Consider the following 25107-nt stretch of genomic DNA (forward strand, 5'->3'; position numbering starts at 1 on the left):
TGCTTAACAAACAAAGATTCGAAAATATGAAAAAGATATTCAAATATGCAATGGTCGGACTGTTAGGTTGTGTAACCCTGTCTTCCTGTCTGGAAAGTGCACTGGAAACCTCACCGACTGATTCTATGTCCGGAACAGGCTTGTTGGCAAATGCTAATGCTGCTCTGGTACCCTTGAACAGTATCTATCGTTCCATGTATGCTTCCTGGTCACCTAGTGCCAATACACACCAGAGTTTCGGTATCAGTTCTTATACACTGATGGCCGATCTTATGGGTGAAGACATGATTCAGACAGCTCAGGGAAGCGGATGGTTCTGGTTTGACTGTCTCTACAACGTAAAATCTCGCTACACTTCTACAGCCTGGCGTTCCTATGATGTATGGAACTGTTACTATACCTGGATTTCAAACGCCAACTATATTCTGGCAGCTGAATCCACCATGGAAGGAGAAAAGGCAGATGTCAACTATGTAATCGGACAGGCTTATGCCATCCGTGCCTACTCATACTTCATGCTGGCTCAAACCTTTGCCCGCACATACAAAGGACATGAATCAGAGCCTTGCTGCCCGATCTATACGGAACCGACCGTAGCCGGAACACAAGGAAACCCGCGTTCAACCGTACAGGAAGTGTATGACCAGCTGAATTCCGATATTGACAAGGCTATCGAACTGTTGAACGGAACCGAACGGAAGCACATCAGCCACATCAACTATGCAACCGCATTGGGACTGAAAGCACGTATCGCATTGGTTATGGAAGACTGGAATACAGCAAAAGCTGCAGCCAAGGAAGCCATTACAGCGAGCCAGTGCACAGTGCTTCCTGTTGAAAACTTTGCCGGACTCAACAACAGCAGTGCCGCAAATGTCATGTGGGGAGCTGAAATCATTTCCGACCAGTCAACCATGTATGCAAGTTTCTTCTCACACATGGATGCTGACGGATCAGGATATGCCAACAGCGGTGCATACAAGGAAATTAGCAAAACACTTTACAACCAGATGAGTACAGCTGATACTCGCCGTGCATGGTGGGACCCGACAGATGAGCGCAACGGAGACTACGGCTACATGCAAAACAAGTTCCGTTTCTCGGACACACAGACTTGGACCGGTGATTATATCTGGATGCGTGTAGAAGAAATGTACCTGACTGCAGCCGAAGCTGAATGCCGTCTGGGAGAAGAAGCTGAAGCCATTAAAGACCTGACTTCTGTAATGAGCAAGCGTGTAGATGGCTACACTTGCAACAAGACAGGTGCTGCATTAGGCAAACTGACAACCGATGTAACAGGCTCTCTGCTGGAAGAAATCATCACTCAGCGCCGTATCGAATTATGGGGAGAAATCGGACGTATCTATGATATCCGCCGTCTGAAACAGGGATTTGTCCGCACGACCGAAATGGGATGGCCGGTAGCCACCTTGCTGACCAACCGCCCGAGCAACGATCCGGAAAGTTATATGTGGGTATTGACTATCCCTCAGACTGAGTTCGACGGTAATATTAACATGGATCCTATAAAAGACCAGAATCCGGTGGGAGATACTAAATAATCAAAAAACGAACGAATATGAAAATTAAAGGATATATACTTGGAATAAGTGTCGCCATGGCATCACTGCTGGTTTCTTCCTGCGACACGGACAACCTGACGGATGTTTACCAAAGCTCGACCATTGGAGCCACATTCATTACTGCTTCTCAATCCGTATCATTTCCCTCTTCCGGTTATGAAGGTTTTGATGTAGAAGTGGTACGTGCACAGACAGAAGCACCTGCAACCATCAAAGTGACCAGCGCTGTACTGCTGGATGCTGACGGAAATGCATTGCCTCTACCGTCTACCATTCAAGTTCCTTCTGAAGTAAATTTCGAAGCGGGAGAAGGACGCAGCTCTCTGCATGTTTCCGTAGGTGACATCACACCGGGAGAAACTTACCAGCTGGCTATCACTCTGGACGAGACTGTTGCTCCGGTTGATGCAACAATGACCAAGATCATTTCCATTTTCCGGGACTACACTTATACCTCACTGGGTACAGGTACCCTGAATTCAACTTTCTTTGAAGCTACAGGAACCGCAGAAATCCAGAAGGCAGACCAGACTACCTGGTACAAGGCTATCGGACTGTATGAAGAAGGTTATGACATCATCTTCAAGGTAGCACAGGATGGCAAAACCGTTACCGTTGACCAGCAGGCTGCAGCCAGCGATATCAGCGGATACGGTACCTTATACGTGGCCGGAAGCGGAACGCTGGAAAACGGAGTCATTACCGTTGAACTGGAATTTACCGTAAGCGCCGGTTCCTTCGGCAGCTGTACGGAAGAACTGATTCTGCCTGCAGCCAACTGATCAGCCTCAACCTGATGAAATCCATAAAAAAATCCGGCCGGACCAATGTCCGAGCCGGATTTTTTATATATTCGATCTGCTGGAATAATATCAGCGCACCTGAATAACCAGATAGCGGGATACACTCCAGAATTCTTTCGGATTAGTGATTTTCAGTGTCAGCTGGTTCTTGTCATCCTTCACCAGTTCATAAGAACCTGCCGGATGAGTAGTCAGCAGCTCTGCACGTTTGGAGTACAACTTGATTTCCTTGTCTGTACGGATATCAATCTGAGTGAAGTAATCCTTATTAAATTCGCTGTCCTTCAATACGTCACCTTTCTTCAGGATCTTCTGATCTTTCAGTTCTGACTTGGTACCGAATACAAACCAGGCTGCATTCAATGCCTTGTCCTGAGCTTCCACTGTCTTAGTCTTCGCATCATTTTCTGCATTCAGTTCATCTACATTCTTGTTCAAGGCAACAACAGCTTCATCAAGTTCTGCAATACGGATATTCTTTGAAGCCAGTTCAGCCTGCAATGTTTCAATCTGCTGTTGCTTGGCATTCAACTCAGCAGTCAGGTTCTTGATCGCTTTCTTCAACTGTGCAGACTGGTAATTGCTGTTCTGCAACTGCTTTTCCAGTTTGGCAATCTGTTCGCGGTTAGCCTTCAACTTCTCACTGATAAAGCGAATATCGTCTTTAATCTTATTGGACACAGACTGGCTTTCCATATTTCCCTGCAGGTCCACACGATTTTCAGCTTCATTAATTTCACGGAATCCTTCCTGGATTTCATTGAACGATCCCATAATTTCATCCAGCTCAGCATCACGGTTGGACAGTTCCAGCATCAAAGAATCATTCTGAGCCTTCAATGCATCTTTGCTCTGACCGGCATTGTCACATGCTGTCATCAATGCGGCAGCACATAACGCAAATAATGCAACTTTCTTCATAATCTTACAGTTTAGAGTTTATAATTTAGTTTTCTTTTCCTCCCAAAACGATGACGATCTCTCCGCGGGGTTCCGTTGCCGTGAAATGGGCAACCACTTCCTGCAAAGTACCTCTCACACTTTCTTCGTGGATCTTGGAGATTTCCCGGCAGACAGAAACAGGGCGGTCAGCCCCGAATATTTCCATGAACTGTGTCAGTGTCTTGACCAGGCGGTAAGGTGACTCATAAAAAATCATTGTACGTGTTTCTTCAGCCAAAGCATTCAGACGTGTCATCCGGCCTTTCTTCTGCGGCAGGAATCCTTCAAAGCAGAAGCGTTCATCCGGCAATCCGGAAGCAACCAGCGCCGGAACAAAAGCGGTTGCACCGGGCAGACACTGTACTTCAATACCGTTTCTCACACATTCGCGAACAACAAGAAAGCCCGGATCGGAAATCCCCGGCGTACCGGCATCGGAGATCAGAGCTACGGTCTCACCGGCCTTAATCCGTTCGACGACACTTTCCACCGTTTTGTGTTCATTGAATTTGTGGTGCGACTGCATCGCATTCTTGATTTCAAAATGTTTCAGCAGAATCCCTGATGTCCGCGTATCTTCCGCCAGAATCAGGTCAGCTTCCTTCAACACCCGGATAGCCCGGAAAGTCATATCTTCCAGATTTCCTACCGGGGTAGGAACTACATACAATTTTCCCATATCATCATCTATATCTTTCTGAGCAAAGATAGAAAGTTTTTATATCCACCGATGTTTTTACTTTAAGATTTAACAGATGTTGTATATTTTCCGAAACTTCACTTCCAAATCTTTCTGAAAATCGTATCTTTGCAGGCAAAGATGTAATCTCAAAACAAAAATCAATACAAAAAATAAACTGCTTATGGTTGTTTTTTCAGAAGGCCACAAGGCTGAAACTTGCCGGAAAGGACGGATCGAAGTGATTTGCGGCTCTATGTTTTCAGGGAAAACCGAGGAACTGATACGCCGCCTTAAACGTGCCACCTTTGCACGGCAGCGTGTGGAAATATTCAAACCTTCCATTGATGTCCGATATTCAGAAGAAAAAGTGGTGTCGCACGACAACAATTCCATTCCGTCTACTCCGGTTGACTCTTCGGCAAGCATCCTGCTTTTCACTTCCGAGATTGACGTGGTAGGCATCGATGAAGCCCAGTTCTTTGACGAAGGACTGACGGAAGTCTGCAACGAACTGGCCAATAACGGTATCCGTGTGATTGTGGTCGGACTCGACATGGATTATAAAGGAATTCCCTTCGGTCCCATTCCTTCCCTGTGTGCCATTGCAGACGAAGTGACCAAAGTACATGCCATCTGCGTAAAGTGCGGCGATCTGGCCTACGTTTCCCACCGTACAGTCCATAACGACAAACGGGTTTTGCTGGGGGAAAAAGAAGAATACGAACCCCTGTGCCGCAACTGCTACCGGAAAGCACTTGAAAAAGAAAGTTCCAAATAAAAGCCATTATGCTTCCCCAAAAGAAAATCACGTTCGACAGCTTCATCCGCGGAGTCCTGAGTGGAGCTGTCATTATTGCCATTCTGTACCTTCTGAACAGATTAAGCGGAGTGTTACTGCCTTTCTTCATCGCCTGGCTGATTGCTTACCTCACCTACCCCATGGTTATATTCTATCAGAACCGGCTCCGCCTGCGAAGCCGCGTGCTGTCTATTCTGGCTGTCATGCTGACCCTGGTGGTATTGGGCGGCATTGCATTCTCCTTTTTCGTTCCTCCCATGATCGAAGAATGTGCCAAACTGAAAGAACTGATTGAAATCTATCTGATCGAAGACAGGAATCATGCTGCCATACCGGAAACCGTCAGCGAATTCATCCGCAAGAACATTGACTTTAACTGGCTGCAGAACAATATCACGACCGACAATATTGTAAGTGCCATACAAAAGCTTCTTCCCAAGGTATGGACCTTGCTTTCCACCTCCTACAACATCATTCTGGCCATATTCACCTTATTTATTATCATCCTCTACCTCTTTTTTATCCTGCTCGATTACGAGCAGATTGCCAACGGATGGATCACACTTCTTCCTAAAAAGTATCAGGGGATGGCGCTTCGTCTCACCACGGACATCAAGACCAGCATGAACCGCTATTTCCGCGGACAGGCACTCGTGGCATTCTGCGTGGGTATCCTGTTCAGCATCGGATTCCTTATTATCGATTTTCCCCTGGCTATCGGACTGGGACTGTTCATCGGCCTGCTGAACATGGTTCCCTATCTGCAGATCATCGGATTTATTCCCACCATCCTGCTGGCCTTATTGAAAGCTGCCGATACCGGAGAAAGTTTCTGGTGGACACTGGGACTTGCACTTGTGGTCTTCGCAGTAGTACAGGCCATACAGGACATGATTCTCGTACCGAAAATCATGGGAAAGATTACCGGACTGAATCCTGCCATCGTCCTGCTTTCGCTTTCCATCTGGGGATCCCTCATGGGAATGCTGGGAATGATTATAGCTCTTCCCGGCACCACATTATTGCTTTCCTACTACCAACGATACATCCGCAAAAAAGATCTGGCAGTTTTTCCGGAAGCAGAAAGCACTGACAATCAAGAGAAAGAAAGTAAATAAGCAAGTTTTTCTGTAAAAAATCGTTCAAATATTTGGTAGTTTCCGACAAAGTACGTACCTTTGCACTCGCAATCAGGAAATGATAGCAAATAAGGATTGATTCAGTAGCTCAGCAGGTAGAGCACAACACTTTTAATGTTGGGGTCCTGGGTTCGAGCCCCAGCTGGATCACCAGAGAAGACCGCAAGGAAGCAGATGCAACCGGCGGTCTTCTTTTTTTATCCCCGCCCCGGCAATTCACCTGCCCCGCAATTCCCCCATTTAAACGCCGAAACGTTTTTTAAAAAGCCCGAGACGTTTTTCCGTAAACGCCGAAACATTTTTTTAAAAGCCCGTGGCCTTTTCAGAAGGCTGCAGAAGGCATCTGCAGGATGGCCTGGAAACGTGCGGTCGTTAAGGCCGAATCGACCGCACGATGAGCCTGAATAGTACTACTCGATGAGACGGAAACGTGCGGTCGATTTTGCCGCAACGTATACACGGTGCGAACGGAACAAAAAGACACAAAAAAGACGGTGACCGGCAAACGAAGCGTATACGCCTGCGGAAACATTCCGCATCTGCCAGTCACCGTCTAAAAACGGTCAGCTATTTTTTAGAACAATTTTGCAGGATATTCACCGGCATCAACCAATGCCTGAATCTTGTCTACTACACTCTGACGGTCAGCTGCATAAGTTACACCGAACCACTTGGAAGTAGTATCGAGAACTTTCACAGTAGCAGTCTTTTCGTTGATCAGCTTGTTAACCATCAACGGAATGAAATATTCACTCTTGATGTTACCGATGTTAGCTTTCAGGAAGTCAACGAAATAATCTTCTGAATATTTGAAATAGTCGGGAGTGAAGCCCCACATGTTCATAGAAACCGGAGTGTTATCTTCAATTCCTACCCATTTGCCTTCTTCGTCCTTGTAAGAAACGACGCCGTCTACACGCATGATTTCGGTACGTTCAACAACAGTAGTCAGGTGACCTGCTTCGTCAGCAGAACAGATACCACGGGCAACGGTACCGCTTTCAGACAGTGTATTTCCAACACGGAAACCTACCATGCAGTAATCATTCTTTGCTCCTTCAGGAAGTTCTGACAGATATTTGCCCAATACAGCAAAACTGTCTCTTCCGTAGAAGTCGTCAGCATTGATCACAGCAAACGGTTCCTTGATCACGTCCTTACCCATCAGTACAGCATGATTTGTACCCCAGGGTTTTACACGTCCTTCCGGACAAGTAAAGCCTGCAGGCAGGTCATTGATGTCCTGGAATACTACTTCTACCGGAATATGATTTTCATACTTGCTGACAATCTTTTCACGGAAATCTTTTTCAAAATCCTTACGGATAACGAAAACTAATTTTCCGAATCCGCCACGGATTGCATCGAAAATAGAGTAATCCATGATGGTTTCACCGTTCGGACCCAGTCCGTCGAGCTGCTTCAAACCGCCGTAACGGCTTCCCATACCAGCAGCCAATACAAATAAGGTTGGTTTCATAAGTCTTATTTAAAAAGTTAGTAACTGCACAAAGGTAAAAATAAAATATGAATCCATCGAAAGACTTCTTAAACAAAATATCACGGCATTCGGTTATTTTTTATATATTCGCAATGATAATACAGCTAGATGAAAGCAATGAAAAGACTATTCAAATGGGTGGGGATTGTCTTGTTGACTCCCATTGCCCTCTTCATAATTATATGTATCTTGCTATACATACCTCCTGTCCAGAACTTTCTGGTGGACAAGGCGACCCGATATGCTTCCGAAGCAACGGGCATGCAGATACACATCGGACGACTCTCACTTTCGTTCCCGCTTGATCTGGTCGTCCACGAAACGCAGGTAATTGACCAGCAGGACACCATACTGGATGTCAACAAGCTGACTGTCAAAATTCAGCTGATGCCGCTCTTCAAGAAACAGGTGGAACTGGACGGTTTCGAACTGAAAAATGCTTCAGTAAACACAGCCCAGCTTATGGAAGGCATGCTCCTGAAAGGAAAACTGGGAGACTGCTTCATCGAGTCACACGGCGTGGACCTGACTCCCGAAACTGCCATTGTCAATACGATCCGGCTGAAAGATGCTGATCTGTCCCTGTGTCTGGCCGACACAACGGCTGCCGACACAACGCAGACTCCCCCGCCCTTCTGGAAAATCCGGCTCGACAAAGTCGATTTAAGTAACGTTGCTTTTGCTCTGGAAATGCCGCTCGACAGCATGGACATGCAGCTGCGCGTAGGAAAAGCATCCGTGAGAGACGGACTCATTGATCTTCACAACGCTGCATATACCATCGGCACATTTAATCTCACGGACGGACAGGCCAGCTACAACAGCGGAAACAGCCCGCTGGCCGATGAGGGCTTCGATCCTGCACACATTGCCGTCAGCAATATCCAGATCGGCATTGACTCAATCTATTACGCGGGCAACGATATACGGGCCAGCATCCGGCAACTGGAACTGAAAGAACGTTCCGGTCTCCAGGTGTTGTCTACGGAAGGACACCTCGTTTCCAACAGCAAGACAATCAGCATCCCTTCACTCCAGCTGAAGACAGAAAATTCTTATCTGGACTTTCAGGCATTGGCCGACTGGAGTGCCACCACACCCGGACAGGATGGTTCGATGAGTGGAAGGCTGATGGCCGAGATCGGCAAAAACGACTTGTTCAAATTCATTCCCGGACTTCCCGAAGAGTTCCGCCAGCGCTTCCCGTCGTCTCCGCTCCAGATCCGTGCCGGAGTGGACGGTAACCTTAACCGGCTGGAGCTGACATCTCTCAGCATTTCCCAGCCCGAAGCGTTCCGGATGGAAGCCCATGGAACGGTTGATCTCCCGCTGGACAGCCTGAAACGGCAAGGAGAATTCACCCTGGCAGCGCATACACAGAACATGAAGTTCCTTCAGGCACTGACCGGAGACTTGCTCGTTCCGGCAGGAACATCCCTGAACGGCCTCATCAAACTCGAGGGAAATCTTCTTGACGCAGACTTCAAACTGGCAAAGGATTCCGGCAATGTCAACCTACTGGCCCGGTATGATCTGGCCAAAGAAGCTTATCAGACAAAGCTGGATATCCACGAACTGGATCTGCATGCCTTTCTGCCGAAAGACTCTCTGTTTACACTTACCGCTTCACTGGATGCGGAAGGACAGGGATTTGACTTCTTCTCACCCAAAACTTCCCTACAGGCCGGATTCCGGCTGGTACATCTGCAATATGCCACCAGAATATTATCCGGCATCGAACTGGACGCCGGGCTCAAACAATCCAGGGCACAGGCGAATTTTAAGGCAGCGGATCATCTGATGGCCATATCTGCACAACTGGAAGCCCTGCTTCATCCCAAAGAGATTGAAGCAACACTCAACACGGATGTACAGCGGCTGGACTGGCAGGGACTTAACCTGGTGGCATCGCCTTTCAAGACTTCTCAGAATATCGGCATCCGCCTGAAGACGGACATGAAAGAAAAGCACAGTATCCGGGCAGATATTACGGGAATCCAGCTTATCACGCCCAAGAAGACCTTCAAGGCCAAAGATATCCATCTGGGACTCAATACGGCCAGCGACTCGATCAAGGCGTTTGCTAATGCCGGGGATCTTGTCTTTCTGTTCCGTTCGGAAGACGGAATCGAACGGCTTTCCAGACGGCTTGAACGGACCAGCAGGCTGATGGCAGAGCAGTGGAAACAAAAGAAAATCGATCAGGAGGCCTTGAAACGGACTCTCCCGACCACCAGCTTCAGAATATTTTCCGGAACAGACAACCCGATTGCCAATTTCCTGTCGGCCCAACAGCTGAACTACAACCGCATGAAGGTCAGTCTGGAGACATCTCCTGAACTGGGTCTGAAGGGAGATGCTTATCTTTACGGATTACGCACCGACAGTCTGTCTCTGGATACCATCTATTTCAACACGTCGCAGGCAGAAGGTAAAATCCTGTTCAGCAGCGGTGTCAAAGCCGGTACCAAACCTTTCCAGGAAGCCTTTGACGTATCCGTTGAAGGAGATATCGGCAGCGACGATGCCCATACACTGATCACTTATCTGAACGGAAAAAAAGAATGTGGAGTTTCACTCGGCCTCCTGGCACGTATCCATGAGTACGGATTCAGCGTACATGTATCGCCGGAAAATCCGACACTGGTATATCGTACCTTCCATGCCAATCCGCATAATTACGTAAACATCAGCGACAACGGACGTATCCAGGCCAATTTGAGCCTGTTTGATGAAAACCATACTGGTATCCATTTCTATTCAACTCCGGATTCGACCGTGCAGCAGGATCTGACCCTGGCGCTTAACCGGATTGACATTGCCGAGTTCCGGAGAATTGTGCCATACATGCCCGACATTGCCGGACTGATCAGTGCGGAAACCCACTATGTACAGAACAATAAGGAATCACTGATCTCCGCAGAAGTAAGCATTGACCGCCTGGCCTACAACCAGCAGCCGATGGGTGACTGGGCACTGAGCGCTGTCTACCTGCCCAAAGAAACCGGAGAACACCGGATTGACGGGTATGTAACCCTCAACGACAACGAAATAGCCAGTATGAGCGGTTCCTATTTCTCTGCCACACCTGCGCAGGAAGAAGGTAGTCTGTCTGCACAGATGGAACTTCATCATCTGCCTCTGCAACTGGCCAATACATTCATCCCCGACCGGATGGCTGTACTCGACGGCGACCTGGACGGAAACATGACGATTGCCGGCCCTTCAAGCAAACTGCTAATGAACGGGGAAATTGCTCTGGACAGCGTCACGGTCGGCATTCCGCAGGCATCCCTCAACCTGCGTTTTGACAATCAGCCAGTCAAGATCACCGACAGTAAACTGAATTTTAACCAGTTCAAGATCTTTACACAAGGTAAATCACCGTTCCGCATCAACGGGGATGTTGATTTCTCCGATATGGCCAACATGACACTCGACCTGCAGATGAACGCCTCAAACTTTGAGGTTTTCAATGCCAAACGTACCAAAGAATCACTGGTCTACGGAAAACTGAACGTCGACTTCAATTCCAGAGTCAAAGGAAGAGTGGATGCACTGGTAGTCAGAGGTAATATGAATATTCTGGGAAGCAGTGACTTTACCTATATCCTGAAAGATTCTCCTCTTACCGTTGAAGACCGGTTGGGAGAAACTGTTACATTCGTCAATTTCAACGATACGACAGATATCCGGAAACGGCAGATTCCAACCATTCCGCTGGGAGGTATCGACTTGCTGATGACGCTCCATATAGACGAGGCCGTACAATGCAAGGTCGACCTGAACGAAAACGGAAGCAACTACATGCTGGTAGAAGGAGGAGGCGACCTGTCCTTCCAGTACACACCGGAAGGAACGATGGTATTAAACGGCCGGTATTCGCTTATGAGCGGTGAGATGAAATATGAAATGCCGATCATTCCGTTGAAGACATTCCATATCCGCGACGGAAGCTATATCGAATGGACAGGAAACGTCATGAACCCGAACCTGAATATCAAGGCGTCCGAACGTGTACGCGCCTCCGTAGCTCAGGAAGGACAAGCATCGCGCACCGTGAACTTTGATGTAGGAGTCAGCATTACCAACCGGCTGGAAAATCTTGGCTTCCTCTTTACGCTGGAAGCGCCCGATGACGGAAGTGTACAGAACGAACTGGCATCCATGTCTGCTGAAGAAAGAAACAAACTGGCAGTGACCATGCTGGTTACCGGTATGTATCTGGCCGAAGGTAATACGGCGGGCAGCAGTGGATTTGATGCCAACAGCGCCCTGAACTCCTTCCTGCAAAGCGAAATCAACAACATTGCCGGAAGTGCACTGAAGGGCTTCGATGTCAACTTCGGTATGGAAACCAGCGATCAGGGAGAAGACGGTTCGACTCGTACGGATTATAACTTCCAGTTCGCAAAGCGCTTCTGGAACAACCGTTTCCGCATTGTCATCGGCGGTAAGATCTCGACGGGTAACAATGCGGAACAGGATGAATCCTTCATCGACAACGTTTCCATCGAATACCGTCTGGACAACAGCGGAACCCGATACATCAAGGTATTCCACGACAAGAACTACGAAAGTGTCCTGGAAGGTGAAGTCATTGAAACCGGAGCCGGTATCGTGCTTCGCAAGAAGGTAAGCCGACTGGGCGAGTTATTCATCTTTAGAAACAAAAAGAAGAATCATGAAAAAGCAAAGGATGAAGATAAGAAACTATAATATACTGCTGGTACTTCTGCTCCTGCTTATGGGTACAGCCTGTTCCACCACCCGCAATCTGCCGGAGGGAGAAGTGTTGTATACAGGTATCAAGGACATTCATATCAACCGGAACGACCAGAGTCCCATGGGAGAAAAAGCTTTGGCTGAGGTAGAAGCAGCCATCAGCATTGCCCCGAACAATTCATTTTTCGGAAGTGCCAAGAAGCGTATTCCCTTCCCGTTCGGACTATGGATATACAACAGTTTCAAACGTTATGAAAAAGGACTCGGGAAATGGATCTTCAAGAAACTGGCAGCCGAACCGGTCCTGTTGTCGACTGTCAATCCGGACACACGGGTGAAAGTTGCCAGCAACTTGCTGCATGATTACGGCTATTTCAACGGCAATGTCACGTATCAGGTAGACAGTACCAAGAATCCGCGGGCTATCAAGCTGACCTATCATGTCAATATGGGGCAGCCTTATTATCTGGACTCCATCCGCTATCAGGGATTCAGTCCGCGTGCAGACAGCATGATACAAGCAACTTACAAAGAGCGTATCATCAAGCCGGGGGATCATTTCGACGTCACTAAACTAAATGAAGAACGGCAGCGCCTCGTCGACCTGTTCCGCAACAACGGATATTACTATTACCGGACAGACTTCATTACATTTCTGGCAGATACCCTGATGCATCCCGGATATGTCAATCTGAAGATTCTCCCTAAGGCCAGTGTGCCCCGGGAAGCCCTGCGCACCTATTATATAGGAAATACCTCGGTGTACCTGACAGGATACAACGGAGAACAGCCCACTGACTCCATGCAGACACGGAACTTTACGGTTCATTATGCAGGCGACAAGCCGGGATTGCGGTACGGTGTGCTGCGCAAACGCTTTCTTTACCGCTCGGGAGAACAATATTCGCAGATCAAACAAAACTATACGCAAGAAGCACTGGCCCGTCTGGGAGTATTTAAATTCAGTGAATTCCGCTACATCCCCCGCATGAACGACAGCATTGTTACCGACACGCTGGACGTACGCGTCAATGCTACATTCGATTTGCCTTACGACAGTGAACTGGAATTAAACGTCACAACCAAAAGTACCAAGCAGACCGGACCTGGAGCCATTTTCAATCTTTCCAAGAAAAACTTCCAGCGCATGGGAGCATCTCTCAACCTGGAATTAAAAGGTTCTTACGAGTGGCAGACCAGTTCGACCGTCGATGGAGAAAGTTCTGTCATGAACTCCTATGAACTGGGAGCAGCACTTACGCTGGAATTTCCACGTCTGGTTCTTCCATGGGTGCGCAATCGGGTCGACCCGTTCCGCTTCCCGTCGCATACAAACTTCAAGGTGTATGCCGAGCAGGTGAACCGTGCACGTTATTTCAAAATGCTTTCTTTCGGTGGAACCGTGTCTTACAGCTTCCAGCCTAAACGCAGCATGAAGCATACCGTAACACCTCTGCACCTGGCATTCAACACCCTCCAGCACCGTACGGCACGCTTTGATTCAATAGCCAATGCCAATCCGATGCTGTTCCACAGTCTGGATGACCAGTTTATTCCGTCAGTCACCTACACATTGACCTACGACGACACCTACAAGAAAAAGAAGAACCGTATCTGGTGGGAGAACTCTGTAACGTCTGCCGGAAACGTCACTTCTCTGATATATGCAGCTTTCGGACAAAAGTTCAGTCAAAAGGACAAAAAGCTGCTGGGCACTCCTTTTGCCCAGTTCCTGAAGTTTACATCTGAATTCAGACATCTGTATACATTCAGCGAAAAGCACCAGCTGGCTTCCCGTATCATGGGAGGTGTGATCTGGTCATACGGAAATAAAACAATCGCTCCTTACAGTGAGCAGTTTTATGTCGGAGGTGCCAACAGCATCCGTGCCTTCACCATACGGTCCATCGGACCGGGACGCTTCCATCCTGCAAGTTCCTCTTCCTACTCGTATGTGGACGAGACAGGTGATATCAAGCTGGAAGCCAACCTGGAATACCGTTTCCGTATCTTCTCCAACTTCCTTGGAGGAAACTTAAATGGAGCCGCATTTCTGGATGCAGGCAACGTCTGGCTGCTGAGAAAAGACGAAGCCCACCCCAATGCCGAATTCAGTCTGAACCATTTCTTTGACAGCATCGCCCTGGGAACCGGAGTCGGCATCCGCTATGATTTCTCCTTCCTGGTACTCCGTCTTGACTGGGGTATCGCCCTGCACGTGCCTTACGACACCGGTAAATCCGGTTACTACAACATCCCCAGATTCAAGGACGGTATGGGACTTCATTTTGCCATCGGCTATCCATTCTAGAAACTTTTTCGTAAATTTGCAAAGAATTAGAATGCACAATATGAAAAAAGTACTTGTTTTATTAACCCTGATAGCGACTTGCATGACTGCATGCAACAGCCGTCAACAAAAAAATAGCAATATGGAAAAAAGTAACGAGACACAGGTTCTCCTGGAAACAACCCTGGGTAACATTACAGTGAAACTATACAATGAAACGCCCAAGCATCGGGACAATTTCATCAAGCTGGCGAAAGAAGGTGTATACGACAGTACGTTGTTCCACCGGGTTATCAAGAACTTCATGATACAAGCCGGTGACCCGGAAAGCAAACATGCTTCAGACACTGCCATGCTGGGCAACGGAGATGTAGGCTATACCATTCCGGCAGAATTCAATACAAAATTCTTTCATAAGAAAGGAGTTCTGGCAGCAGCACGTACCGGAGATGAAGTCAATCCGGAAAGAGCCTCATCCGGATGCCAGTTCTATATCGTAACAGGACGCAAGTTCAGCGAAGCACAAATGATCAATATGGAAAACCAGATGAATGAAGCGCGACTGGAAAACGTATTCAACACACTGGCACGTCAGCATATGAAGGAAATCTACAAAATGCGCAAGGCCGGAGACAACGAAGGGCTGCTGGAGCTTCAGGATTCACTGGAAGCACAGGCACGTGAGATTGTGTCCAAAGAACCTGCCCTGAAATTTACTCCTGAACAGATCAAGGCATACACGACCGTAGGAGGAGCTCCTCATCTGGACGGAGCCTATACAATCTTCGGAGAAGTAACCGACGGCATGGATGTCGTAGAAAAGATAGAAGGTGCCAAGACCAACCGCGCAGATCGCCCAGTCACAGACATCCGGATTTTGAAAGCCACTGTACTGGAAAACTAAGTAGCACAATACTCAATCTTGTAATTTATTAATGATCAACGTAAACCGTCATACATTAGCAAACGGACTTCGCATCGTACACCATGAGGACAAGTCAACCCAGATGACTGCCCTCAACATTCTGTATGATGTCGGGGCACGTGATGAAGATCCGGATCATACAGGCTTTGCCCACCTCTTCGAACACCTGATGTTCGGAGGATCAGTAAATATCCCGGATTATGACACACCGGTTCAAAATGCCGGAGGGGAAAACAATGCCTGGACCAATAATGACATCACGAATTATTATATCACGCTTCCCTATCAGAATGTTGAAACCGGATTCTGGCTGGAAAGCGACCGGATGTTAAGTCTGGATTTCAGTCCCCGAAGTCTGGAAGTACAGCGGCAAGTGGTTATTGAAGAATTCAAGCAACGCAATCTGAACCAGCCTTATGGCGATGCTTCCCATTTGATACGGGAAATGGCATACCTGACACATCCTTACCGATGGCCGACCATCGGTAAGGAAATCAGTCACATTGCCAATGCGACATTGGAAGAAGTGAAGGATTTCTTCTTCCGTTTCTATGCACCGAATAATGCCATACTCGCCGTCACCGGACACATTTCTTTTGAAGAAACCATCAGACTGGCTGAAAAATGGTTCGGACCAATTCCACGTCGGAATGTTCCTGTCCGGAATTTGCCTCAGGAACAGCCACAGACAGCCATCCGCCGGAAAAGCGTCAAACGCCCCGTTCCGGTTGATACGCTATATATGGCATTTCATATCTGCAACCGTTATCATCCGGAATATTACACGTACGACATGATTACCGATGTCCTTTCAAACGGAAAATCTTCCCGATTTATCCAGTCGCTGGTTCAAGAACAGAAAATCTTCACGACCATTGACGCTTACATTTCAGGAAGCCTGGACGACGGACTCTTACAAATCACCGGAAAGCCCTCGCAAGGTATCTCTCTTCAAGATGCCGAATCGGCCATTTGGAAAGAACTGGAACGGTTGAAAACTGTTCCTGTAGAGGAGACTGAACTGGAAAAAGTCAAGAACCGTTATGAGAGTGAACAGATCTTCAACAATCTGAACTACCTGAACGTAGCAACCAATCTGGCCTATTTTGAATTGATCGGTCAGGCAGAAGACATCAACAAGGAGGTCGAAAAGTATCGTGCCGTAACTGCCGGACAAATACAAAAAGCTGCCAGACAAACATTTGTTCCCGAAAACTGCAGTATTCTTTATTATCTAGCTGAGCAATGAAACAGACTCATTATCGCGAACTGCTCACATTGGGTATTCCCATTGTCATCGGGCAGATAGGAACCATTGTGCTTGGATTTGCCGATACGTTAATGATCGGTCATCATAGTGCAACAGAACTGGCTGCTGCCAGTTTTGTCAACAATATGATCAATCTGGCCATCATCTTCAGTACCGGTTTTTCCTATGGACTGACTCCTGTCGTAGGCAGTCTTTTCGGACAAGGAAGAAATCAGGAGGTCGGAAGAACCCTCAAGAACAGTATATTTGCCAATACCATCCTGGCGGTTATCGTATGTGCAGCCATGATTGCACTCTTTCTGAACGTACAACATCTGGGGCAACCGGAAGAACTGCTGCCCTACATCAAGCCCTATCTGGCGGTCCTGATTATCTCCCTTCCCTTCGTATTATGGTTTAATGCCTTCAAGCAGTTTACAGACGGCATCACTGATACAAAGGTTTCCATGTGGATTCTTCTGGGAGGAAATATCCTGAATATTCTAGGGAACTACATCCTTATTTACGGTAAGTTGGGAATGCCGGAAATGGGACTTGTCGGTGCCGGTATATCGACATTGGTTTCCCGTATTCTGATGGTTGTAGTCTATCTGATCCTTTTCTTCAGTTCCTCCCGCTATACCGTATTCCGGCAAGGATTCTTCCACGGGTGCCTCAACAAACCGGACTTTGTCCTGCTCAACAGGTTAGGATGGCCCATTGCCGGACAGATGGGAATGGAAACAGCTTCATTCAGTCTAAGCGCAATCATGGTAGGATGGCTCGGCAGTACGGCACTTGCGTCCTATCAGGTCATGATTGCAGTCTCACAGGTTTGCTTCATGATGTACTATGGTATGGGAGCAGCCGTTTCCGTACGCATCAGTAACTTCTACGGACAAAAGGACATTGACAACGTAAGACGTACAGCCAACTGCGGATTTCACATTATGCTGGTCATGATTGTCTGCTCGGCCATTCCGATCTTTTTACTGCGACATCACATCGGAGGATGGTTTACCGACGACAAGGATGTAGGGATCATGGTGGCTCAACTTATCATTCCTTTCCTGCTTTATCAGTTTGGAGACGGACTGCAAATCAACTTTGCCAACGCCCTTCGCGGCATTGCCGATGTGAAGCCGATGTTATATTTCGCTTTCATTGCCTATTTCATTATCTCGCTCCCTGCAGGCTACTTCTTTGCCTTCATCGCAGGATGGGGAGCTACAGGTATCTGGATGGCATTCCCCTTAGGGCTGACAAGTGCCGGCATCATGTATTATTTACGATTCAGACATCAGACAAAATCTTAAGCCTTTATGTTTTCCACTTCATCAAAAATAGCTTGCGGATACATCCTTCTCATAGCCTTGCTCTTCGGAGCTATCGGATATATCTACCGCCAAATGAATCTGCTTACCGAACCGACTGGCCTGGAAGAGACCATAAACAGCCGGCGACGCAGCACGCATCAGGTAATCAGCAAGCTTTATGAAGCGGAAATCATAGGGCAGACTCTGCATGTCGGCAGGCTGCATGAATATCCCCGATATAAAAAAGCCATGCGGGAAGTAGGCAGTGCCATTGACTCTTTACAGATTCTGCTTACCGATACCTTGCAGCTGGCCCGACTTGATACCGTGCGCTCACTGCTGCAAGAAAAAGAAAGAAACATGCGCTCTGTTCTCGAGGCTCTCCGGCAGAATCCGACCGATGAACTGTACCGGCAGCAGCTGGACAGCCTGATCAGTCAGCAGGATTCTCTGCTAAGCAATGCTACCAGAGTAAAAAGGAAAGTCATCACTCATCACAATTCATACACCATTCACCACAAAAAGAAAGGATTCTTCAAGAGACTGAAAGATGTATTTGCACCGGGAAAAGAAGATTCCACTCAGGTGAGCAATGTGGTGCAGGAGGTATTCACCGATACAATCGACGAAATATACAGCCCGGTAGATACAATCGCCAACATGCTGACCGGTATTCATGATAAAGTCTTGCAGACCCAGCAGCAGCAGCAACGTACCCTGAATGCCCGTACCAACAGACTGCGCATTGCAGGCAGTAACCTGAGCAAACGTGTCAACCAATTGCTGGAAAGCATTGAGCTGGATGAGCAAAGCGCTTCACACAAAAAGCTGGAACAGGAACTTTATATCCGGAACCAGGCCGCATGGACCATGGCTACCATTTCCATTCTCGCCGTAATCCTTGTACTGGTGTTCTTTGCCATCATCTGGCGTGACATTACCCGAAGCAACCATTACCGGAAAGAACTGGAAAAAGCCAAACTATATGCTGAGAATCTTCTGGTAGCACGAGAGAAGCTGATGCTGACCATTACGCATGACATCAAAGCTCCTGCCGGATCCATCATCGGCTATATTGACCTGCTCATCCGGCTGGTCAAAGACAAAAGGGAACAGTTCTATTTGTCCAACATGAAAAGTTCAGCCCAGCATTTGCTGGATCTGATCACCTCACTGTTGGATTACCATCGGCTGGAAGCCGGGAAGATGGATTTACATCCCGTAGCTTTCAACCCGCATCAACTGTTTGAAACGATCTATACAAGTTTCCTCCCGCTGGCCGAAAAGAAAGGACTGAAACTGATCTTCGATGAAAAAATATCGCATCAGCTTACTCTGGAAGGAGATCCTTTCCGCATCCGCCAAATAGCAGAGAACCTGTTGTCGAATGCGCTGAAATTTACCGCCAAAGGAAGTATTACACTTCAAACCAATTATCAGGGCAATCAGTTTACCTTCCAGGTTACAGACACCGGATGTGGAATGACTCCTCAGGAACAAGAGCGAATCTTCCAGGAATTCACACGTTTACGCAGCGCCCAGGGACAGGAAGGCTTTGGACTGGGACTTTCCATTACCCAGAAATTGGTGGAACTACTTCAAGGAAAGATCAGTATCGAAAGTATACTGAACCAGGGAAGTACGTTCAGTGTCAGCATGCCTCTGCCCTCCATCTCCCAACGTCCGACTCCGGAAAAACAGGAACAACCGCTCTCAGACAATCTCTTGCGCGTACTGCTGATTGACGACGACCGCATCCAAATGAATCTGACTGAGGCCATGCTCCACAACTTGCTGGATCCAAAAGAAAGGGATGGAAACAAAGGGGTTATTGTAAAATGCTGCGAACAGCCGGAAGAACTCTTCAGTCTGATCCGGAACGAAAGTTTTGATATCTTATTCACCGACATACAAATGCCGGCAATGAATGGTTTTGAACTCCTGAGAGCCATACGTGAACTGGACGTTCCACAGGCCAGAACCTTACCGGTTATTGCGATTACGGCACGAAGTGATATGGAGGACGGAGACTTTCATGCCCAAGGATTTGCAGGCAGACTGCACAAACCTTTCAACCAGAATGATCTTTCCGAGATCCTCCGGAAGGTAATAGCATGTAACCTCCACACAGAGCCTTCAGCTTCCACGACAGATGCATCCGGTTCCGTATCAGTCTCTGACGTCTCCCGTCCGGCTTACAACTTCGCTCCACTGACAGCCTTTTCTGCCGATGACGAAGAAGCTGCCAGCGAAATATTAACGACCTTTGCGCAAGAAACCACACGCAATTACGAACGGATGCAGCAGGCTCTGGATGAAGGTGATGCTGAAACATTATGCGCCGTTGCACACAAAATGCTTCCAACTTTCACCATGATCGAAGCCCATAAAGCCATACAGCCGTTAAAAGATCTGGAACAACAAAGAGGAAGTCAGACCCTCACGGAAGAGATGATCCGGAAGGCTCAAACAATCATTGATTGTGCAAAAGAAGTGGTACAAGCAATCAGATAACAGCATATTTACAATGAAAAAAAATATGCAGGCTGATTTTTTTCGCAAAAAAGCGTATATTTGTGGGATAAATATTGTAATCGAACAGAATGACGCAGTCTATACTTATTGTTGAAGATGATTTGACTTTCGCCACCATGCTGAAAACATGGCTCGGGAAGAAAGGATATGAGGTGGAAACCGCCAGTACAAACGCACGCGCACGCAAGTTGCTGACTACACGCGATTTTTCCCTCATTCTATCAGACTTGCGCCTTCCTGACCAAGATGGAATTCATCTGTTATCCTGGCTGAGAGATCTGCAGAAAGCAACTCCGGTTATCATCATGACCAGCTATGCAGAGATACAGGGAGCTGTACTGGCCATGAAAGAAGGAGCTGCAGACTACGTTTCCAAACCTGTACAGCCGGACGAACTTCTGAAAAAAATCAAGGAAGCAATCTCACAGGAAAGCAAGGTTGTTGCTACACCCAAGGAAAGCAAGGAAAACTTTGCCACACAGAATTTTCTAGAAGGAGAGAGCGAAGCAGCCCGCCAGCTTTACAATTACGTCAATCTGGTTGCTCCGACCCAGATGTCTGTTCTGATTAACGGAGCCAGCGGAACAGGAAAAGAATATGTTGCCCACCGCATCCATCAGCTCAGCAAACGGGCTGACAAACCTTTCATTGCCATTGACTGCGGTTCCATTCCCAAGGACCTGGCTGCATCCGAGTTCTTCGGACATGTAAAAGGATCTTTTACCGGAGCACTTACGGACAAAGTAGGAGCCTTTGAAGAAGCCAATGGAGGAACTCTTTTTCTGGATGAAATAGGAAACCTCAGCTACGAAGTGCAGGTGCAGTTACTCCGCGCCTTGCAGGAACGGCGTATCCGTAGGATCGGATCAACCAAAGAGATTGAGGTTGACATACGCCTTGTCAGCGCCACGAATGAGAATCTGAAAGAATCCATCTCCAAAGGAAATTTCAGAGAAGACTTGTATCACCGAATCAATGAATTTACCCTCCTTATGCCGGCTTTGAAGGACCGGCAGGAAGACATTCTGCTTTTTGCCAACTTCTTTCTCGATCAGGCTAACCGGGAACTCGACCGTCATCTCATCGGATTCGATGCTGCAGCCAGCGAAGCCATGCAAAACTATTCATGGCCAGGCAACCTGCGACAACTGAAGAATATCGTCAAACGTGCAACCCTGCTGGCACAGGGAGACTTCATTTCCATACGTGAACTGGGAGACGAAATACTGGAACATGCCACACCTGATGCACAACAAATGCAGCATTCTTTCGTCTTGCATGATGAGGAAACGGAGAAACAACGCATCCTCAATGCGCTTCAGCAGACCGGGAACAACAAAACCAAAGCAGCACAGCTTCTGGGAGTTGACCGGAAAACACTCTACAATAAACTAAAACTCTACAATATTCCACAATAAAGGTGTGGAAAAATTCCACACCTTTCCACACAAATTTCCACAATTCCACAATGGTCTTGGATGGGGATTTATAAAAGAAATATTGATAATCAGAGGAATAGAAATATCTGAAAATTGTGGCACACCTCTTGCAACTATTTAAGAGAAGGGACAAACCTTCAAAAGACAATAAAACAAAAACTCAAAAACAAACTAAACTAGACTCATAAACCCAACCCCATAGAATAAAGTTTGGAGGTTGTGTTTCAGTCAAAAGAAAGAGACACAATCTCTTGATAAATGAAGATGCCTATGTGTTAACGGAAGAGAACGCTGTGAAGCGTTCTCTTTTCCTTTTATACCTCAGCAAATCCGTTCCACAAGTTTCCTTCAGGCACCGGTGCCGTCAGATCAATCAGCTCTTTTGATACAGGATGCACGAAACGTACCCGTCGCGCATGCAGACAAATGCTACCATCCGGATTGGAACGGGGAGAACCGTATTTCAGATCTCCCTTAATGGGACATCCCATCTTAGCCAGCTGACAGCGAATCTGATGATGGCGGCCAGTCTTCAAATCTACTTCAAGCAAATAATAGTTTACTGAATGTCCGATAAGACGATAATGAAGAACAGCCTTCTTCGAATCCTTCACTTCTTTATCGTACGCATACGATTTGTTCTGCTTCTCATTTCTTACCAGATAATGTGTCAGTTCAGCTTCCGGTTCTTTCGGACAATTCTTCACGATTGCCCAGTATGTCTTTTTGACCTCTCCATTCCGGAACATCTCATTCAGACGCGACAACGCCTTGCTCGTCTTGGCAAAAACGACCAGTCCGCTCACCGGACGATCCAAGCGATGAGTCACTCCCAGAAAAACATTGCCCGGCTTCGCATACTTCTCCTTGAGGTATTGCTTCACTGTTTCCGACAGCGGTGTATCACCCGTTTTATCACCCTGCACAATCTCAGAGGCCGTCTTATTCACCACAATGATATGGTTGTCTTCATAAATTACGGTCATAAGCTTTCAATGAAAGTTTCTGTATAAAAAAAGAATCAGGAATGCAGAAACCGACCGACAAAAGTCCGTTTCCTCATCCCCGACTCTTTACCTTATCTAAACGAATTACATGTTCATGCCACCGTCTACCTGGATAACCTGTCCGGATACATAAGAAGACATGTCAGAAGCCAAGAACAAAGCAATGTTGGCAACATCTTCCGGAGTTCCGCCACGACGCAAAGGAATCTTCTTTGCCCATTCAGCCTTCACTTCATCAGACAATTTTGCTGTCATATCGGTGATAATAAATCCCGGAGCAATCGCATTGGCACGGATACCGCGAGAGCCCAGTTCCTGTGCAATAGACTTAGCCAGACCGATCATACCAGCTTTGGATGCAGAGTAGTTACACTGACCTGCATTGCCATGTACACCTACAACAGAAGCCATGTTGATGATACTTCCGCTCTTCTGACGCATCATGATCGGAGTACAAGCATGAATGAAGTTGAATGCTGACTTCAGGTTTACACCGATCACAGCATCCCACTGAGCTTCGCTCATACGCATCATCAGACCATCTTTCGTGATTCCTGCGTTGTTCACCAGAATATCTACAGAACCGAAGTCTGCATGGATCTGCTCAACAACCTTGGCAGTATCTTCGAAGCTGGCAGCGTTAGAAGCATAACCTTTTACCTTCACGCCCAGTGCAGCGATTTCTTTCTCTGTATTCTGGCCATTTTCGTCAATCACCAAGTCAGTAAATGCGATATTCGCGCCTTCAGCAGCGAACTTCATTGCAATAGCCTTACCGATACCACGTGCAGCACCGGTTACAATGGCTGTCTTTCCTGTTAATAATCCCATAATCTTTATTTTTAATGATAATTACAAGTTCTTTTTCGTACATCCCAAGGCACCATAAACGATCTTTGCGACATAGCGCCAGCCTGTTTCGTCATCCAGGTCTTCGCCTATTTGCCCACGGATATAGGGAACTTCAATTCCCTTGATGCAATAGTGCAGAATGTCTGCCGTGATATCCACATTATCAATGTCAAAATAGCCCTGCATCTTTCCCTCTTCCAGAATACGGCGAAACAAAACTATTTCATTCAGGTCAAAGTGTTTTCGTACAGCCTCTACCCTCCAGATATCTCTGAAAAAGCTGGCACGCAAGGTTCCGTTCCGATATACCACCATCTTAATGGTGTCCAGATGAGTCATGATCAGTTCAAGTATCTTCTTGTCAGGCGACATAGTCTTCCCTGCAGCCTCCTTCAAGCGATCAGACAACATTTCCAGTTCAGACTCAACCACAGCCATATAAATCTGTTCCTTACTCTTAAAGTACGTGTACAAAGTCCGCCTTCCTTTCCGGGAAGCCACGGCTATATCATTCATCGTTGTATCCTCCACGCCTTTCTTCGCAAACAACTGACGGGCTACATCTACCAGCTTAGCTCGGGTCTTTTGTACTGTCATGCTCCTCCTCTCCTATTGCACACCTAAATAAAATTTGAGCAAAAGTACACTTTTTCTTCCGACTACACAAATAAATAAACATATTTCACCGCTTTCCCTTTCCGTAACCTCATGCAAAGACTGTGAGCACCTCTTTTTTACTCAGTAACAGATACATTCCGACCTTTTCTGATGTGTTTTTACATATTTTATCACTAAAAGACTTGTTTTTCCCAATTTATGTCCGTACCTTTGCACCGCAATTAAGAAAAAACATCGCGGAGTGGAGCAGTTGGTAGCTCGTTGGGCTCATAACCCAAAGGTCGTCTGTTCGAGTCAGGCCTCCGCAACTAACTAAAAGACGAAACATCGCGGAGTGGAGCAGTTGGTAGCTCGTTGGGCTCATAACCCAAAGGTCGTCTGTTCGAGTCAGGCCTCCGCAACTTATCAAACCTTTCGCAGCTTCAGCGGAAGGTTTTTTCTTTATATTTCCCCTTCCCCGAAATCCCCTTAACAATGGCTCAAAATCGACCGCACGATTGTCCGGTATCGAGTAGTACGATGCAGCCTCATCGTGCGGTCGATTCGGCCGCAACGACCGCACGTTTCCGGAGCATCTTCCAGACACCCCCAGCAGTCTCTCAGCAAAGCTCAAAAGTATACAAGAAACACCTCAGCACTTCCAACAAAAGAATCCGATGAACAAAAGAAAAGAATCCGAAGTTTTCCTGAAGTTTCCGA

The 25107-nt window shown here is 47.2% G+C and carries 17 protein-coding genes and 3 tRNA genes; 14 read left to right on the forward strand and 6 right to left on the reverse strand.

From position 1 onward, the window contains the following. The first annotated feature begins 26 nt into the window (after positions 1-26). The gene (locus tag BACCOPRO_RS11750) at positions 27-1565 is read left to right on the forward strand and encodes a RagB/SusD family nutrient uptake outer membrane protein (protein WP_040311463.1); all 1539 of its coding nucleotides are present in this window, start codon (positions 27-29) and stop codon (positions 1563-1565) included. 17 nt (positions 1566-1582) lie between these two features. After that, complete coding sequence (locus tag BACCOPRO_RS11755; protein WP_008143927.1) at positions 1583-2368, forward strand: hypothetical protein; 786 nt, start codon at positions 1583-1585, stop codon at positions 2366-2368. Positions 2369-2458: 90 nt separating this feature from the next. Here BACCOPRO_RS11755 and BACCOPRO_RS11760 read toward each other — a convergent pair whose 3' ends face one another. Then, positions 2459-3310 carry a Cbp1 family collagen-binding glycoprotein adhesin gene (locus BACCOPRO_RS11760; RefSeq protein ID WP_008143930.1) on the reverse strand — a complete coding sequence of 284 codons (852 nt, stop codon included), beginning with the start codon at positions 3308-3310 and terminating at the stop codon, positions 2459-2461. Positions 3311-3335: 25 nt separating this feature from the next. Then, a complete protein-coding gene (gene rsmI / locus BACCOPRO_RS11765) occupies positions 3336-4010 on the reverse strand; it encodes a 16S rRNA (cytidine(1402)-2'-O)-methyltransferase (protein ID WP_008143931.1) in 675 nt (224 codons plus the stop codon). A gap of 184 nt (positions 4011-4194) precedes the next feature. Between rsmI and BACCOPRO_RS11770 the strand changes: the two genes are divergently transcribed. The 3 genes from BACCOPRO_RS11770 to BACCOPRO_RS11780 all read left to right on the forward strand — a co-directional run bounded on the left by BACCOPRO_RS11770 (position 4195) and on the right by BACCOPRO_RS11780 (position 6104). Beyond that, complete coding sequence (locus BACCOPRO_RS11770) at positions 4195-4791, forward strand: thymidine kinase (RefSeq protein WP_008143933.1); 597 nt, start codon at positions 4195-4197, stop codon at positions 4789-4791. An 8-nt stretch (positions 4792-4799) separates the two neighbouring features. Beyond that, the gene (locus BACCOPRO_RS11775; protein WP_008143936.1) at positions 4800-5930 is read left to right on the forward strand and encodes an AI-2E family transporter; all 1131 of its coding nucleotides are present in this window, start codon (positions 4800-4802) and stop codon (positions 5928-5930) included. Positions 5931-6028: 98 nt separating this feature from the next. After that, positions 6029-6104: transfer RNA gene (locus BACCOPRO_RS11780), tRNA-Lys, on the forward strand. A gap of 421 nt (positions 6105-6525) precedes the next feature. Here BACCOPRO_RS11780 and BACCOPRO_RS11790 read toward each other — a convergent pair. Continuing rightward, complete coding sequence (locus BACCOPRO_RS11790; protein ID WP_008143939.1) at positions 6526-7431, reverse strand: glycosyltransferase family protein; 906 nt, start codon at positions 7429-7431, stop codon at positions 6526-6528. 129 nt (positions 7432-7560) lie between these two features. Here BACCOPRO_RS11790 and BACCOPRO_RS11795 point away from each other — a divergent pair, with 129 nt between their 5' ends. From BACCOPRO_RS11795 to BACCOPRO_RS11825, 7 genes are all read left to right on the forward strand, one after another. Then, complete coding sequence (locus BACCOPRO_RS11795; protein ID WP_008143942.1) at positions 7561-12171, forward strand: translocation/assembly module TamB domain-containing protein; 4611 nt, start codon at positions 7561-7563, stop codon at positions 12169-12171. Continuing rightward, positions 12137-14488, forward strand: a complete 2352-nt coding sequence (gene tamL / locus BACCOPRO_RS11800; RefSeq protein WP_008143944.1) for a translocation and assembly module lipoprotein TamL — start codon at positions 12137-12139, stop codon at positions 14486-14488. Before BACCOPRO_RS11795 ends, tamL begins: the two co-directional genes overlap by 35 nt. Positions 14489-14519: 31 nt before the next feature. After that, positions 14520-15371, forward strand: coding sequence for a peptidylprolyl isomerase (locus tag BACCOPRO_RS11805; RefSeq protein WP_008143945.1), 852 nt, complete (start codon positions 14520-14522; stop codon positions 15369-15371). Positions 15372-15402: 31 nt separating this feature from the next. Next, the gene (locus BACCOPRO_RS11810; protein WP_008143947.1) at positions 15403-16641 is read left to right on the forward strand and encodes a M16 family metallopeptidase; all 1239 of its coding nucleotides are present in this window, start codon (positions 15403-15405) and stop codon (positions 16639-16641) included. Next, positions 16638-17957 (forward strand): MATE family efflux transporter, encoded by a 1320-nt coding sequence (locus BACCOPRO_RS11815; RefSeq protein ID WP_008143950.1) that lies wholly within the window; start codon positions 16638-16640, stop codon positions 17955-17957. The genes BACCOPRO_RS11810 and BACCOPRO_RS11815 overlap by 4 nt, the downstream gene beginning before the upstream one ends. A gap of 6 nt (positions 17958-17963) precedes the next feature. Then, entirely contained in the window at positions 17964-20471 is a 2508-nt protein-coding gene (locus BACCOPRO_RS11820; RefSeq protein WP_008143952.1) for a hybrid sensor histidine kinase/response regulator, read from the forward strand. 89 nt (positions 20472-20560) lie between these two features. After that, positions 20561-21910: a sigma-54-dependent transcriptional regulator gene (locus BACCOPRO_RS11825; protein ID WP_008143954.1), complete on the forward strand. Its 1350-nt coding sequence runs from the start codon at positions 20561-20563 to the stop codon at positions 21908-21910. Between the two features lie 335 nt (positions 21911-22245). Here BACCOPRO_RS11825 and BACCOPRO_RS11830 read toward each other — a convergent pair whose 3' ends face one another. From BACCOPRO_RS11830 to BACCOPRO_RS11840, 3 genes are all read right to left on the reverse strand, one after another. Continuing rightward, entirely contained in the window at positions 22246-22917 is a 672-nt protein-coding gene (locus tag BACCOPRO_RS11830) for an RluA family pseudouridine synthase (RefSeq protein ID WP_008143959.1), read from the reverse strand. A 105-nt stretch (positions 22918-23022) separates the two neighbouring features. Continuing rightward, on the reverse strand, positions 23023-23769 hold the full coding sequence (gene fabG, locus BACCOPRO_RS11835) for a 3-oxoacyl-[acyl-carrier-protein] reductase (protein ID WP_008143960.1): 747 nt from the start codon (positions 23767-23769) through the stop codon (positions 23023-23025). 21 nt (positions 23770-23790) lie between these two features. Beyond that, positions 23791-24387, reverse strand: coding sequence for a TetR/AcrR family transcriptional regulator (locus BACCOPRO_RS11840; RefSeq protein WP_008143962.1), 597 nt, complete (start codon positions 24385-24387; stop codon positions 23791-23793). 256 nt (positions 24388-24643) lie between these two features. Between BACCOPRO_RS11840 and BACCOPRO_RS11845 the strand changes: the two genes are divergently transcribed. Both BACCOPRO_RS11845 and BACCOPRO_RS11850 read left to right on the forward strand, forming a co-directional pair. Next, positions 24644-24716 (forward strand) — tRNA-Met (locus BACCOPRO_RS11845). 20 nt (positions 24717-24736) lie between these two features. Continuing rightward, positions 24737-24809, forward strand: a tRNA-Met gene (locus BACCOPRO_RS11850). Positions 24810-25107 lie beyond the last annotated feature (298 nt).

It is taken from the genome of Phocaeicola coprophilus DSM 18228 = JCM 13818 (genome assembly GCF_000157915.1).
Taxonomy (GTDB): domain Bacteria; phylum Bacteroidota; class Bacteroidia; order Bacteroidales; family Bacteroidaceae; genus Phocaeicola; species Phocaeicola coprophilus.